Origin of the sequence: Oerskovia enterophila (genome assembly GCF_044748475.1) — a bacterium.
GTDB lineage: Bacteria > Actinomycetota > Actinomycetes > Actinomycetales > Cellulomonadaceae > Oerskovia > Oerskovia enterophila.
Window position 1 is genome coordinate 301,529 of record NZ_JBIVFZ010000003.1, and the last position, 15,235, is coordinate 316,763.

The window sequence follows — 15,235 nt, forward strand, 5'->3', positions numbered from 1 at the left end:
AAGTGGACGCCAACCCCGTGAGCAGGGAACCGAAGGACTGGCCGACCGGCCGGCTCCTGTCGGCGGTGACCCGGCGGATCGAGCGTGAGTGGAACCATCACCTCGACGGCTGGGACCTCAACCACGCCTCGATGCCCGTCCTGCTGCACCTCCTCGCCGGCCCGCGGACCCAGCGCCAGCTCGCGGCAGAGTCGCACATCACCGAGCAGACCATGAGCCGCGTCCTGGCACGCCTCGAGCGGTCCGGGTACATCACGCGCGAGGACGACCCGTCCGACCGCCGACGACGCGCCGTGGCCATCACCCCGCCGGGACGCCAGGTCGCGCTCGCGGCCGCGAGCCCCCGGCCTGCCGAGGAGCTCAGCACCCGCGGCCTGAGCGACGACCAGATCGCCACGCTGCGTGAGATCCTCATCACCATGGTCGAGGCCCACCCGCGCCCGGGCGAGGACTAGCCTGACCGCATGCACTTCCGCACCGAGGGGCCCGGTCTGACCGACTACCAGGACGCCTGGGACCTGCAGCGCCAGGTCCACCAGGAGGTCGTGGACGGCATCGCGCCGGACACCGTGATCCTCGTGGAGCACCCGAGCGTCTACACCGCGGGCCGGCGCACCAACAGGGCGGAGCGGCCCGACGACGGCACGCCCGTGGTCGACGTCGACCGCGGCGGGAAGATCACCTGGCACGGTCCGGGCCAGCTCGTGGCCTACCCGATCGTCCGTCTCGCCGAGCCCGTCGACGTGGTCGCCTACGTGCGCGCCCTCGAGGGCGCGGTCATGGACGTGTGCACGAGCCTGGGCGTCGAGACCTTCCGGGTCGAGGGGCGCAGCGGCGTGTGGCTCGCCGCGACCCCGACCCGGCGAGAGCGCAAGGTGTGCGCGATCGGGGTACGCGTCGCACGCGGCGTGACCATGCACGGGCTCGCGCTCAACTGCTGCCCGGACCTCGGTGAGTTCTCCCGGATCGTGCCGTGCGGCATCGCCGACGCCGACGTCACCTCGCTCTCGCTCGAGACCGGCCGCCATGTCACGCTCGACGAGGTCTCCCCGCTGCTCGTCGCCGCACTGCGCACGCACCTGGCGCCCCTGCTCGCGGAGCACGAGGCGGCCCCTCTCCCCTTCTGAGGCGTTCGCCGCTAGAATGGGCCTCACCTCAAGGGAATCCTTGCGCAACCGGAGTACGGGTGGGTCGGTGCGCGGATCGGTTGACCCCTGAAGGACCCTCATGACCCGCACTCCCAGCCCCCTCGCGCCCGCTCGGCGCGACGTCGGGCCTGCCGCGACCGACACCCTCGGCTCCCCCGCTCCGGCTCCTGACGACGTCGAGCCCCGGCGCGGGACACTCGCCACGTACGGAGAGCTGCCTCGCCTGGCCGGCAAGGCCTTCCTCCCCATCGCCTTCCTGGCGCGGCTCCCGTTCTCGATGATCACGATCGGCACGCTGCTGCTGGTCAGCACGACCACGGGGTCGCTCGCGCTCGGCGGGCTCGCGAGCGCGGCCGCCGCCGTCGGGACGGCGCTCGGTGGCCCCACCCAGGGGACCCTCGCGGACCGCATCGGGCAGCGCACGGTGCTGCTCGTCGTCGTGCCCCTCAACGTCCTGGCCGTCCTGGGGCTCGTCCAGGCCGCGAGCGCCGGGGCCTCCTCGGCCGTCATCCTCGGAACCGCCGCGCTCGTGGGAGCGTTCGCCCCGCAGGTCGGACCGCTCGCGCGCGTGCGCTGGATCGCCATGACCCAGCACCGCCCCCGGACCCTGCTCGCCGCGATGGGCTACGAGTCCACGGCCGACGAGATCGGGTTCGTGCTCGGGCCGGCGCTCGTGGGCATCCTCGCGAGCGTCTGGTCGCCCCAGGCGGCGATGCTCTTCGCCGCGGGCGTGTGCGCGGTGTTCGGCCTGGCGTTCGCGCTGCACCCCACCGCGACCCCCGGCGCCCCCAAGCCGTCCCCGGAGGCCTCGGCCGCCGCCGGGCAGGACGCCCACGGCTCGTTCGCAGGGCTCCTGCGCCGGGTCCTGGTGCCCGTGCTCGGCATGCTCGCCATGGGCATGCTCTTCGGCAGCACCCAGACGGCCGTCACGTCGTTCATGCGCGACGCGGGGTCCGAGTCGCAGGCGGGCCTCGTCTACGCCGTGCTGGGCTTCGGTTCGGCGATCACGGCCCTGGCCGTCGTGGCGCTGCCGGCCCGCTTCGGTGCGCGCTCGCGCTGGGTGGCCTTCGCGTCGGGCCTGACCGTCGCGGCCGTCCTGACGTTCGTCGCAGGCGGCAGCGGGTCCCTCGGCACCCTCATCGGCGCTCTCGCGCTCCTGGGCCTGTTCGTGGGTCCCGTCATGGTCACGATCTTCACGGTCGGCGGAGACCTGAGCCCCACGAGCCGCAGCGGGGCCGCCATGACGATGCTCGCGAGCGCGAACGTCGTCGGTGTGGCCGTCGGCGCGAGCGTCGGCGGCCAGGTCGCCGAGGGGGTCGGGACCGCAGCCGCGTTCGCGCTGCCCGCGATCGCCGCCGCGCTGCTCGTGGTCACGGGACTGTCGCTCAGGTCACGTCCGGCACCGGTGGACGCTCCGGCACCCTCCGCGGCTCCTGGCGTACGCTGACTTTCACCCGATACCGGGCACGACTCCAGGGGGCCACCGCCCACCACGGACTGGGAGAGACCGCGTGACGATCGCACCTGAAGGGCGGCGCATGCTGCGGGTCGAGGCCCGCAACGCTGCGACACCCATCGAGAAGAAGCCCGAGTGGATCAAGACCCGGGCGACCATGGGACCCGAGTACACCGAGCTCAAGGGCCTCGTGCGCAAGGAGGGCCTGCACACGGTCTGCGAGGAGGCGGGCTGTCCCAACATCTTCGAGTGCTGGGAGGACCGCGAGGCCACGTTCCTCATCGGCGGTGACCAGTGCACGCGTCGCTGCGACTTCTGCCAGATCGACACGGGCAAGCCCGCCGACTTCGACGCGGACGAGCCGCGCCGCGTCGCCGAGTCGGTCCAGGCCATGGGTCTGCGCTACTCGACCATCACGGGCGTGGCCCGCGACGACCTGGCCGACGGCGGCGCGTGGCTCTACGCGGAGACCGTCCGCCAGATCCACGCGCTCAACCCCGGTACGGGCGTCGAGCTGCTCATCCCGGACTTCAACGCGATCCCCGAGCTGCTCGACGCGGTCAACGAGTCCCGCCCCGAGGTGCTCGCGCACAACGTGGAGACCGTGCCGCGCATCTTCAAGGAGATCCGCCCGGGCTTCCGGTACGACCGCTCGCTGTCCGTCATCACGCGGGCCCGCGAGGCCGGCCTCGTGACCAAGTCGAACATCATCCTCGGCATGGGCGAGACGATCGACGAGGCCAAGGAGGCCCTGCAGGACCTCCACGACGCGGGCTGCGACCTCATCACCATCACGCAGTACCTGCGCCCGTCGCTGCGCCACCACCCGGTCGCGCGCTGGGTCAAGCCCGAGGAGTTCGTCGAGCTCTCCGACGAGGCAGAGCGCATCGGTTTCCTCGGCGTCATGTCCGGTCCGCTCGTGCGGTCGTCGTACCGTGCAGGCCGGCTGTGGGGCCAGGCCATGAAGCGTCGTGGCATGGAGATCCCCGCCGCGCTCGCCCACCTGGCCGAGCCGCGCACCTCCCGTCAGGAGGCAGCGAGCCTGCTGGCCCGCTGATCCCCCGCAGGACCGTTCGACACCGCTCGTCCCCGGGCCGGTCCCCGCTCCCGTCCTCCCGCCGTCGTGCGAGAGAATCGTGGGGCGGGGTCCGGCTCGCCGCCGTCCTCGCCCCTTCACCGGAGCACTCTCCGCCACCACTAGACTGAGGCACCATGGCCCGCAACAAGAGCACCGACCCCTCGACCGGGGTCGACGGCACCAAGCCGAAGAAGCAGAAGAAGCAGCGCTGGTATCACCAGGTCTGGGACGCGTACAAGATGACGCGCACCGAGGACCCGGCGGTCACGTGGATCATGCTCGCCGTGTTCGTCGGCATCCTCGCCGTCGCGATCGGGATCGGGCTGGCGTGGGGCCCCTGGGTCTACACGCTCATCGTGGGTCTGCCGTTCGCGTTCCTCGGCTCGCTGTTCGTCCTGACCCGTCGCGCCGAGACGGCTGCCTACAGCCGCATCGACGGCCAGCCCGGCGCGGCCCGCGCCGCGCTCGGCACGATCCGCCGCGGCTGGACGTTCGACGACGAGCCCGTCGCCCTGAACCCCCAGCAGGACCTCGTCTTCCGTGGCATCGGCCGCGCCGGCGTGGTCCTCGTCGGCGAGGGCCCCTCGCACCGTGTGAGCAAGCTGCTCGACGCCGAGAAGCGTCGCATCACGCGCGTGCTGCCGAACGTCCCGGTCACCACGATCCAGTGCGGCAACGGCGAGGACCAGGTGCCGCTCAAGAAGCTCGCGCGCCAGGTCCAGAAGCTGCGCCCGACGCTCACCAAGCCGGAGGTGGCGGAGGTCAGCAAGCGCCTGCGGGCGCTGGGTGGCGCCAAGCTCCCCATCCCCAAGGGGATCGACCCCACGCGTGCACGCCCCGACCGCAAGGGCATGCGCGGGCGCTGAGCCCGCGCGCACCGCACCCGCAGCCCGTCGACAGCCCGTCTGTCGGCGGGCTGTCCGCGTTGCCGAACCATCGCCGACACCCTGCGCCGACGACGCCGGAGGAGCACCGTGAGCGACCCGTTCTGGAACCACAGCACCCACTACCACCCCGACCTCACACGCCTCGTGGGCCCCGGGACGCGCACGGCCCTGGACGTCGGGTGCGGTGAGGGGCTCCTGACCCGTCGCCTGCGGGCGGCCGGTGCGAGGCGTGTCCTGGGGATCGACCTCGACCAGGACCAGGTCGAGCGTGCGCGGGCAGCGGCGGGCGGACCGCCCGAGGCGACCGGGCTCGACTACGTCGCGGGCGACGTCCTCTCCCCGCTGCCCGGCCTCGCCGAGCCGTTCGACCTCGTCACGACGGTCGCGACCCTGCACCACCTCCCGCTCGACGAGGGGCTGCGGAGGCTGCGCGCGCTGGTCGCGCCGGGAGGCACGCTCGCGGTCGTGGGCCTCACCCGGCCCCGCACGGCGTGGGACCACGCGGTCAGCGCAGCCGCGATCCCTGCGGCCGGCATCGCCCGACGGCGTCGCGGCGAGTGGGAGCACGGGTCACCGATCGCCGCGGTCACCACGAGCCACGCCGAGCTGCGCGCGGCAGCCCGCGAGATCCTGCCGGGGGCACGCCTGCGACGGCGCCTCTACTGGCGGTACACGCTCGTGTGGCGCGCGCCCGCGGCGAGCGGGGACCAGGGCGAGCGGGTACGCCAGGGGTCGTGACGGCGTCGGGCCACGGTGACGTTGGACCGGGAGCCTCCCGGGCGTCACCAGCGGCGCACGGGGCGCCCTGGGGCCGGGAGACGGGCCGGGTCAGGCGCGGACGATGACCGTGCCCGCTGCCTTGTCGTGCATGCCGCGCCCGTCGCCGTCCCACACCACGGCCGGGACGACCAGGCACAGCAGGACCGTGCGCACGAACCCGCGCCACAGACCGACCATGCGCCCCTCGCCGCCCAGGACCCTCACCTGCAGGCCCAGGACCCGGTGCCCGACCGTGTAGCCGAGCGTGCTCACCAGGAGCAGGTTCTCGACCGCGAACACACCGAGCGTCGCCATCGAGTTCGCGTCGAACACCAGGTAGCTGATGAGCATGCTGAGCAGCCAGTCGATGCACAGCGCGACGACCCTGCGCCCGACCGTCGCCATCGAGCCGGGACCGTCGGGCGGCAGGCCGAGGCGGCCGCCTCGGCCGTCCTCCCCACCGGTCGGCGTACCCTCGAGCCAGGAACCCACATCTTCACGCGACACCACGGCCCCAGCCTACGTGTCGGCGAGCGAGGTTCCGGCGCCTGACCGGCTTGTCCTGGTTCGGGGTCCCCCACCACGCACCGTCGCGCCGATGTCACACGACAGGACGCTGTGTAACACGGACGAAACACTCGGTACACGGTGGGGAAATCCCCGGGGCCTAGGTTCGAGGCGCCACTGGAGGTACGGCCAGAGGACCCACTACCAAGGAGTTACGGATGTTCAAGAACGCGGAGGAGGCAATCGCCTTCACCCGGAACGAGGGCGTCGAGTTCGTCGACGTCCGGTTCTGCGACCTGCCGGGCGTCATGCAGCACTTCAACATCCCGATCTCGCAGTTCGCCGAGTCCGCCTTCACGGACGGCATGATGTTCGACGGGTCCTCGATCCGCGGCTTCCAGGCGATCCACGAGTCGGACATGAAGCTCATCCCTGACGTCACGACCGCCTACATCGACCCGTTCCGCAAGCGCAAGACGCTCATCGTGAACTTCTCGATCGTGGACCCCTTCACCGACGAGGCGTACTCCCGCGACCCGCGCAACGTGGCCTTCAAGGCCGAGGCGTACCTGCGCAGCACCGGCATCGCCGACACCGCGTTCTTCGCCCCCGAGGCCGAGTTCTACATCTTCGACGACGTCCGGTTCAAGACGAGCCAGAACGAGTCGTACTACCACCTCGACTCCAAGGAAGCGGCCTGGAACACCGGCCGCGCCGAGGAGGGTGGCAACCTCGGCTACAAGACCCGCTACAAGGGTGGCTACTTCCCCGTCTCCCCCAACGACCAGATGGCCGACCTGCGCGACGAGATGTGCGCAGTCCTCGACCAGGTCGGCCTGGACGTCGAGCGCGCGCACCACGAGGTGGGCACCGCCGGACAGCAGGAGATCAACTACCGCTTCTCGACGCTCACCGCAGCGGCCGACGACCTGATGAAGTTCAAGTACGTCATCAAGAACGTCGCCTGGGAGGCCGGCAAGTCCGCGACCTTCATGCCGAAGCCGATCTTCGGTGACAACGGCTCGGGCATGCACTCGCACCAGTCGCTCTGGAAGGACGGCGAGCCCCTCTTCTACGACGAGAAGGGCTACGGCGGCCTGTCCGACCTCGCTCGCTGGTACATCGGCGGCCTCCTCAAGCACGCGCCCGCGCTGCTCGCGTTCACCAACCCGTCGGTCAACTCCTACCGTCGCCTGGTGCCCGGCTACGAGGCCCCCGTCAACCTGGTCTACTCGGCACGCAACCGCTCCGCGTGCATCCGTATCCCCGTGACGGGCAACAACCCCAAAGCGAAGCGCGTCGAGTTCCGCGTCCCGGACCCGACGGCCAACCCCTACCTGGCGTTCGCGGCGCAGCTGCTCGCGGGCATCGACGGCATCAAGAACCGTATCGAGCCGCCGGAGCCGGTCGACAAGGACCTGTACGAGCTGCCCCCCGAGGAGCACGCCGCGATCCAGCAGGTGCCCGCGTCGCTCGAGGAGGCTCTCGACGCCCTCGAGGCCGACCACGACTTCCTGACCGTCGGGGATGTCTTCACGCCCGACCTCATCGAGACGTGGATCGCCTACAAGCGCGAGCACGAGGTGGACCCGATCCGTCTGCGCCCGCACCCGCACGAGTTCGAGCTCTACTACGACCTCTGATCGGTCCCGCTCACCGCACCCGCGCTGAGCTGCTGAATCGATGCGCCGGCACCCCGGCCGCCCTCGTGGCGGTCGGGGTGCCGTGCTGTTTCTGCGCGACGAGGTGGCACGCGAGCCGGGCCCGACGACTCGGCCCGCGGGCTACGCCTCGCGGCGACGCGCCACGACCAGAGCGGTCGTACCGAGCACGAGCAGGATCGCGACCAAGGCTCCGGCCCGGGCCAGGTCGATACCGGTCGCGGACAGCGCACCGTCGGTGGCCGAACCGTCGCAGCCCGCCGCGACCGCCACCTCGGCGGGCGAGAGGACCGTCGTCAAGGCGCCGCCGACCACCATCCCGCCACCCATGCCGCCCGCCGTGCCACCGCTCGTCGGCGACCACGTGTTGACGACCTCGACAGGTTCACAGACGTCGGGTCCCACGGGAAGGGCGAACTCGACCGACTCCGGGACGGCCGCCGCCGGGTCCGTGAGCGTGCTCTCGCCGTCGACGACGATCTGGACCGTGTCCGCGCTGCCCGCGTCCGTCTCGGTCACGACGCAAGCGGCTCCCTGGGGCAGGTCCTCGTACACCGCGACCCAGTCGTCGGACGCCGAGAGGGTGCGCGTCGGACCGCCGGGGATCTCGACGTCGACGGGGACGCCGTCGACGTCCCGGGTGCACGTGAGCGAGACGGTGAAGACGTCCCCACGGTGCTCGGCGGCGTCGGCGCCGGACAGCGTCTTGACGACCCGGACCTCGCCGACGTCGAACGTGTTGGTCACGGTCACGCTGCCGGCGTCGCCCGTCGGGACGACGACGGAGCCCGGCTCACCCTCTCCGACGGAGGAGAGCGTCGAGACGGTCGCACCGCCCGTCGCCGTCTCGGCGACCTCGCACAGCGCACCGACGGGCAGGCCGTCGTACGTCACGGGGTCGCCGGGCACGAGCTCGCGCGCGGCGCCGCCGGGGATCTCGATCGCCTCCCCCTCGAAGGCGCACGTGAGCGACACCTCGAACGGACCGGCCCCGTAGAGCGCGGCCCCCTCGCCGCCGACGACCTTGTCGACCACGAGCGCACCGAGGTCGAAGGTGTTCGTCGCGACGACTCCCACCGTGGTGGGCACCCCCTGGGCGTCGACGGGCGTCACGACGACGTCGGCCGAGGGACCGTCGGTCTCGACGGGCTCGCCGCCGTCGACCGTGACGGTCATGGTCGACGCGGACGCACCGCCGTCCTCGGTCTCTGTGACCTTGCAGGCCGCACCGACGGGCAGGTCGTCGTAGACGACCGGCGTCCCCGGCACGAGCACGCGCGTCGGACCGCCGGGGACGGCCAGCGGCTCGCCGTCGGCGCTGCACGCGAGAGTCACGGTGAACGGGCCTGCGCCGTAGAGCTCGGCGCCCTCGCCGTCGACGACCTTGTCCACCATGACGGCGCCGACGTCGAACGTGTTGGTCGCCGTGACCGTCACGGTGGCTCCTGCAGCCACGGTGACCGGGCTGGGGTCGATCGACGTCGACGTCGCGCCGCCGTCGTCGGGCTCGGTCACGTCGCACACCGCGCCCGCGGGCAGGTTGGCGACCTGCGCCTCGAGGGGCGCCCCCGCGCCGAGCACGACCGTGTCGTCGTAGACGACGCGCGGGGCGCCCGGCCCCGTGCCGTCGTCGTCGAACGTGCAGCGCACCGCGAGGGTGAACGGCCCGGCCCCGTAGGTGGGCGCGCCCTGGCCATCGACGACCTTGAGGAGGTCGAGCCCGCCGACGTCGTAGGTGTTGGTGAGCACGACGTCGTTGGTGCTCTCCCCCGCGTCGGTGTCGGCGCCGAGCGTGAGCGTCGTGGACGCTCCGGGCGTGGTCACGGGCGGGCTCGCCTGCTGCGTCACCGTGATGGTGACGGACGAGGCGTTGCCCGTCCCGGTCTCCTCGACCGTGCAGACGGCCCCCACGGGCAGCCCGTCGAGCTCGACCGTCTGGCCGTCCTCGATCTCGACGACCATGGGGTCGTCGGGTCCGTAGCCGGTCGCGTACACCGGCTCGCCGAGGAAGCTGCAGTCGACCGTGACCTCGAACGGACCGAACGGCACCGCCTGACCGTCCTGGTCCTCCGCGTCCGTCACGACGTCCTTGGACACCTCGATGCTTGCGAGGTCGTAGCGGTTGAGCGCGGTGATCGTGGTGACGTCCGGCGACTCGCCGATCGTCACGGTGTCGACGATCAGCTCGGTCTGGCCGTTGGAGCCGTCCTCGGTGAGGGTGCACTCGGCCCCGTACGGCAAGTTCGACACGGTGAACGGCGTGTCACGAGCCACCGTGATCGGGATCGGGTCCAGCACCGTCTCCACCGGCGTGCCCGGTGCCGACGTGCACTGGACGAACAGGTCGAACGTAGCCGGGGCGTTCGCCGCTCCTGCTCCGGCGACCCGCTTGATCACCTCGAGCGACCCGGTCGCCGTGGCCACACCGACCTTGGTGCCCTCGGTGGGCAGCAGGTTGAGGCTGCCCTGCGGCGTCACGACGACGGCGGAGGCCGCGGCGGAGTTCCACGCGATCGACCGGTCGCCGGCCTCGGGCGCAAGGGCCGGGGTCAGTGTCGTGCCCTCGATCGCGATGTACTCCCCTGGCTGGAAGGGGTCGGCTTCAGGGAAGGTGATGACGAACTTCAGCGCCGTGACCGTCGCGAGCAGCGCCGCGTCCTCGGTCCCCGTCAGCAGGACCCAGCCAGTCGCCGGGTCGTCCGTCGGGCAGACCGGCTCGGCCAGCGGGTCCGTGAGATCGTCCATGCAGTAGTCCACGGCCGTCGTGTAGTAGAACGACGCGGTGCTGCCTTCCGGAGCGTTGACGAGCTGGGGCGGCGGGTCGTTCGTGAGGATGGGCGTCCACTGCGACCCGCGCGGCGACGTCGACGAGGAGGACCCGGTGTCCCCGACTGCTGGGAGCCGGTCGTAGGTCACGATCTTGTCCATCGGCAGGTTGCCGACGTTGTCGATGCGTACGTGCCACGTCTCCTCGTGCCCTGGCGCGATGACCGGCGTGCACGGGTAGGCATAGAGCCCCGTCGGGAACGGCGTGCACTCGACCGGCGGGCCCGTGTACGCAGGGTCCACGATGACGTCGAGCGCGTCGTCGTTCGTCGCCCGCACGAGCTTGGACTGCGCGAGGACGCCCGCGGGGATCGGCGTCACGTCGGCGTCCGCCTCGCACGCGCCCGTCTGCGCGTCGAGCCGGGCCTGACACTGGTCCCACGGCCTGTCTGCCGTCGCGCCCGCGGTGTTCGTCACCAGGGTCTGCGGGGCGAGCCCCACACGGAACTGCACCAGGACGGTGATCGTGTAGGTCTGACCGACCCCGAGCACCGTCCCCTCGGGGAAGGCGAACCGGAGCCCGAGGAGGTCACCGGTCTGGGTGACCGTCACCTCGTCGGGTTCGGTGGGCAGGGGGTCGCCTTCCGCTGGGGCCGGCGGCGGACCGGTCAGCAGGTAGGAGTAGGGATCGTCCACGTCGGCCAGCCGGAGCTGGGCGCCCTGGGCGTCGGTCGGCATCGGGGCGTCGTCGACCACGAGCTCGCCGATCGCCCGGTTGCCGGTGTTCGTCACGGCGATGCTCATCGGGAAGGTCCCGTCGGGCGGCTGGGTCCCGCCGGAGACGACGCCCTCGAACGCCTTGACCACCGTGACCCCGTTGGTGGCGTGCGCGTAGACGAGCGGTTCCGTGTCGTCGTCGGTCGCCGAGACGGGGACCAGGTCGCCGGACCCCGGGTCCACGACGAGGTCCGCCCCCGTCACGGTGCCGTCCACGGTGTTGGTCGCGACGCCGGGGGCGCTCTCGCCCGGGGCCGGCGCGTTGGCCGCGAGGTCCGTCAGGACCGGCCCCCCCGTGCGCATCTGGTCCCGACGTTCGACCGAGACCGGGACGGTCTGCGTCGGGTTCGCGGGGTTCTCCCAGATCGACCCGTCGGTCCGGCTGAACGTGAACCGCAGGCCCTGCACGTCGGCCGGGGACACGCCGTCGGGCAGCGCGAACGTTGCGACCTCGTCGCCCAGGACCCAGGAGCCACCGTTCACCACGACGCCACCGGGTCCCGTCACGAACTCGCCACCGGTGAAGGCGTCGACGCGCACCTGCTGGATGGGCGCGGTGAGCGCGGCGCCCGCGAACGCGTCGAAGTCGTACTGGTTCCAGAACCGGGGGTCGTCGTCGACGAGGACCATCTCGACCGCGCGCGACGGCCCGAGGGGCTGTCCGCTGAGTGTCATCGTCACCGGGCCGGTGCCCGGCTCGACGATCTGCGTCGGGTCGAAGGTCTTGCCGACGTCGAGCGCGATCCCCGCGTCCTGCAGGACCATGCTCGCGTCGTCGTACGCGAGCCGGACGTCCTGGTCGGTACCGCCCGGGTCGGCGATCGTCGCGACCGCCCCGTCCGGCACCGGGCTGTACCCGGCGACCGTGACGGGCGCCTGGGTGTAGCGGTCGTTCTCGCGCAGCTGCAGCGTGAGGTCCATGCTGCCGGTCGCGCCGGGCGCCACGAGGCCGTCGAACGAGGTCACGACGCCGACGACGTCGGCCAGGTCGCCCGTGCCGAGCGCCTCCGCCTCTGCCTCGGTGAAGCTCGCGGTCGAGCCCCCCAGGTAGGTGAGCGTGACGGTCGTCGTCTCCGCGCCCTCCGGGGGCTCCAGGGTGATCGCCCGCAGGGTGAACGCGTCGAACGGCTTGGTCCCGGGCGCCGTCTGCACGTCGCCCGAGGTCGCGATGCCCGGCTCGACCAGCCGGAGCTGGCTCACCTTCGCGGCCGAGGCGTTGGTCCCCGCGATGGTCACGTCGGTCGTCGGGTAGAACTGCGCCGGGGTGTCCGACGGCGGCACCGAGATGGGACCGCCGGTCCAGTCCTTGGCGATGGTCACGTTGAGGGGCTGGTCGATGATCAGCACGTCGGCCGTGTCGGTGTCCGTGTACTGGTTCGTGTCGAACGTCCCCGTGGCGCGCACGGTGTCCAGGACGATCCCGGGGTCCGTCGAGTTGTAGAGCGTGCCGTGGGTCGAGCCCAGCACCGGGGCGCTCGGGTCGGAGCGCTTGTCGTCCCGCACCTGGAAGGTCAGGTCGAGGTGACGACCGTCCGCGAGCGTCGATCGCGCCACGCCGTCACCGGGCTGCGGAGCGGTCGGGTCCCCGGTCGTGGTGCGGTCGGGCGACTCCTCGTAGGTCAGGCGCACCGACGTCGCCGACGCCTGCTCCTCGGGAGACAGGGTGTACCCCGGGAACGACCCCACGCACGGGCACGGGTCGCCGCTCGCGGGAACCCACGTACCCCCGATGAAGAGCTCGACGCCCGTCACCTGGTCGTAGGAGATCAGCGGGTCGGTCGCGGTGTCGATCGCCTCGACCCGCACGAGGTCGAACGCGTCGTAGAACGAGCCCGCGATCGGGGTGCTCTGCGGGTCGGCGATGTCCGAGATCACCATCGGGTCGACGCCCGAGAAGCCGTTGGTCGACCAGGTGATCTGCGCCGTGACCTGGTCGTCCGAGCGGGCGAGCACGCTGGGCGGGGTGCCGCCGAGGAAGTCCTTGGTGACGAACTCGAGAGCACCCGGCCCGTCCACGGGGAAGGGGTCGACCGAGGCGCAGCCCTGCGCGGGCGGGGTCGGGGCCACCGTGCCCGACGACGCGCTCGACGCGCCGCAGTTCTCGATCGGGGTGTCACGGTCGGCCGGGCCCGTGTAGTCGGCCGTGAAGTTGGGCTGGAACTGCGTGCCGGGCGGGAAGCCGTCGCCGGTCGAGTCGTAGACGAACTGGACGCCCTGGGCGCCTGCGGGAAGCTCGCAGCTCACGGTCGCCGGGCCCGTGTACGGCCCGCACGCCGGCGCGGGCACCCAGGCGCTGCCGTTCCAGTAGTTGACCGTCAGGGTCGAGCCGGCGGGCACGTCTGTCGTGCGCACCGCGGTCGCGGTGAAGTTCGACCAGAACTCACCGGGGTTCGCCGGGTCGGTCGGGTCCTGGACGACGACCTGGTCCGCGTTCGCCGTCGACCCGTCCGGTCCGAACGGCAGGAGCTGGCTCGGGAGCTGCACGATCACGGACTGCCCCGGGACCGCGGGGATCGTCGACGGCGACATGAGCTTGTCCGTGCTCGTCGCCAACCGGTCGACCAGGGTCACGAGGTCTGCGGGGGCCGTGGCCGGGTCGGCGCTCGGCACCGTGGCCTCGATGGTGTTGGTGTGCGTGACGTCGTCGGTCGTCTGGTCGGGGTCCGTGTCGGCCGTGAACGGGATCGAGGCGGCGGCCCCGGTCGGCAGGTCGCCCGTGAAGACCACGGTGAAGCCGACCACGACGCACCCGTCCGGGGGGTTCGGGAGCGTGTTCGGGGCGGTCGCGTCGACCTCGGGGGTCGAACCGTCGACGCACGTGAACGTCACGGTCGCGCCGTTCGCGCCCGAGGGCCACTGCACTCCCGTGCCGTCCCCCGTCGGCCCGAACCCGGTGAAGGTCAAGGGGTCGTCGCCCTCGAACGGGTTGTCGGTCCCGGGGGCGGGCTCGGTGATCGTCAGAGAGTCGACGGCGGTCCCCGTGCTGGTGGCCCCGATCGTGACGGTCGTCGGGTCGCCCGCGGACACGGTCGTCGGCGAGAAGCTCTTGGACGCCGTGACGCTGTTGTCCGGCGGGGTGATGACGTACGTGTCGCTCGCCGTGGTGGCGGTGGACTGCCCGCCCGTGTGCGTGACGTACGACGACGTGTCGTTGGTGATCGTGGTGGCGTCCGTGAGGTCGTCGACCGAGTCCCTCTGCTGCACCTGCACGGGCACGCTCGCGGTCGCACCAGGCTGGATGTCGCCGCTGAACGTGTAGCGCACGCCCTGCACGGTCGCGGGGTCGACCGAGTCGTCGAGCGTCTCCCACGAGTCGCCGTCCCAGTACTGCGTGGTCACGGTGTCGGCGTTCGGAGGGAGCTCGACCGCGCCCGTCCCCGTGTACTCGAGGTACGTGAACGGGTTCGGGCTGGCCGTGGGGTCGACGGGGTCCTGGAGGACCAGGGTGTCGACGGGGTCGTTCGAGGTGTTGGTCGCGCCGATCGTCATGGTCGCGGTGGTCCCCGGGGCCGCGAGCGCCCCCGGCGGGTCGATCGACTTGGTCGTCGTCGAGGCGAGCACGAGTGGCACGACCGGGGTGATCGCGTCGGAGGCCTGCTGCTGCCCCGCGTTGTCGGCCACGACGGTCGCGGTGTTGGTGATCGGCACGCCGTCAGCGCTGTACGGCAGGTCTGGGGACACCCGGGCGTTGACGATGATCTGCGCCTGTGCGCCGTTGGAGACCTGGGGGTTCGTGTAGGTGACCGTGTTCGTACCGGTGTCGGCGTCGATCTCGCCGCCCGCCGGGCCGGACTGGATCGACGCGGAGACGAGGTCGATGCCGTCGGGCAGCGGGTCGGTGAGCACCGCGTTGTTGCACGGGTCGGCGTTGGGGTCCGAGCAGGAGACCGTGATGATCCACTGGACGTCGTCGCCGGGCTCGTAGGGGCCTTGCGAGACCTCCTGCTTGCTGATGCCCCAGTCGGCGGCGGCCGCAGGGATCGCGGGGACGAGGGCCAACGGCAGGGCCAGCAGGACGGCACCGGTGGCCGCCCAGGCCCGGCGGGCCCGCACGGACCACCGCTGCCCGGCCCGACCGGTCCGACGATGCCTCGATCGCTCGTTCCCCATCCCGATGCCTCCGCTCCCCATCCCGATGCCTCCGCTCGTCCGTCGGACGCTTGTCCTCGTGCCTCGCTCGAACCTGTCGTGCCGAC

General features: G+C 71.8%; 9 protein-coding genes. 7 read left to right on the forward strand and 2 right to left on the reverse strand.

The window, feature by feature from the left end:
* Positions 1–17 precede the first annotated feature (17 nt).
* The 6 genes from ACIPWA_RS10725 (at position 18) to ACIPWA_RS10750 (ending at position 5,307) form a co-directional block, all read left to right on the forward strand.
* Positions 18–455, forward strand: coding sequence for a MarR family winged helix-turn-helix transcriptional regulator (locus tag ACIPWA_RS10725; RefSeq protein WP_400290059.1), 438 nt, complete (start codon positions 18–20; stop codon positions 453–455).
* 9 nt (positions 456–464) lie between these two features.
* Complete coding sequence (gene lipB / locus ACIPWA_RS10730) at positions 465–1,127, forward strand: lipoyl(octanoyl) transferase LipB (RefSeq protein ID WP_400290061.1); 663 nt, start codon at positions 465–467, stop codon at positions 1,125–1,127.
* A 100-nt stretch (positions 1,128–1,227) separates the two neighbouring features.
* Complete coding sequence (locus ACIPWA_RS10735; RefSeq protein ID WP_400290063.1) at positions 1,228–2,595, forward strand: MFS transporter; 1,368 nt, start codon at positions 1,228–1,230, stop codon at positions 2,593–2,595.
* Positions 2,596–2,659: 64 nt separating this feature from the next.
* Positions 2,660–3,661 carry a lipoyl synthase gene (lipA, locus tag ACIPWA_RS10740; RefSeq protein WP_056651175.1) on the forward strand — a complete coding sequence of 334 codons (1,002 nt, stop codon included), beginning with the start codon at positions 2,660–2,662 and terminating at the stop codon, positions 3,659–3,661.
* A 155-nt stretch (positions 3,662–3,816) separates the two neighbouring features.
* On the forward strand, positions 3,817–4,548 hold the full coding sequence (locus tag ACIPWA_RS10745; protein WP_068625907.1) for a DUF4191 domain-containing protein: 732 nt from the start codon (positions 3,817–3,819) through the stop codon (positions 4,546–4,548).
* Positions 4,549–4,656: 108 nt separating this feature from the next.
* On the forward strand, positions 4,657–5,307 hold the full coding sequence (locus ACIPWA_RS10750) for a class I SAM-dependent methyltransferase (protein WP_400290065.1): 651 nt from the start codon (positions 4,657–4,659) through the stop codon (positions 5,305–5,307).
* A 90-nt stretch (positions 5,308–5,397) separates the two neighbouring features.
* Here ACIPWA_RS10750 and ACIPWA_RS10755 read toward each other — a convergent pair whose 3' ends face one another.
* The gene (locus ACIPWA_RS10755; protein ID WP_056763483.1) at positions 5,398–5,838 is read right to left on the reverse strand and encodes an RDD family protein; all 441 of its coding nucleotides are present in this window, start codon (positions 5,836–5,838) and stop codon (positions 5,398–5,400) included.
* 215 nt (positions 5,839–6,053) lie between these two features.
* On the opposite strand from ACIPWA_RS10755, the gene glnA reads away from it, so the two are divergent.
* Positions 6,054–7,478 (forward strand): type I glutamate--ammonia ligase, encoded by a 1,425-nt coding sequence (glnA, locus tag ACIPWA_RS10760; protein WP_068708775.1) that lies wholly within the window; start codon positions 6,054–6,056, stop codon positions 7,476–7,478.
* A 141-nt stretch (positions 7,479–7,619) separates the two neighbouring features.
* Here glnA and ACIPWA_RS10765 read toward each other — a convergent pair whose 3' ends face one another.
* On the reverse strand, positions 7,620–15,092 hold the full coding sequence (locus ACIPWA_RS10765) for a DUF5979 domain-containing protein (protein WP_400290068.1): 7,473 nt from the start codon (positions 15,090–15,092) through the stop codon (positions 7,620–7,622).
* Between the last annotated feature and the right edge of the window lie 143 nt (positions 15,093–15,235).

Bases quoted from the DNA above. Each gene is read 5' to 3' on its own strand.
- lipB (WP_400290061.1), top strand. From the start codon at position 465: ATGCACTTCCGCACCGAGGGGCCCGGTCTGACCGACTACCAGGACGCC.
- ACIPWA_RS10735 (WP_400290063.1), top strand. From the start codon at position 1,228: ATGACCCGCACTCCCAGCCCCCTCGCGCCCGCTCGGCGCGACGTCGGG.
- ACIPWA_RS10745 (WP_068625907.1), top strand. From the start codon at position 3,817: ATGGCCCGCAACAAGAGCACCGACCCCTCGACCGGGGTCGACGGCACC.
- glnA (WP_068708775.1), top strand. From the start codon at position 6,054: ATGTTCAAGAACGCGGAGGAGGCAATCGCCTTCACCCGGAACGAGGGC.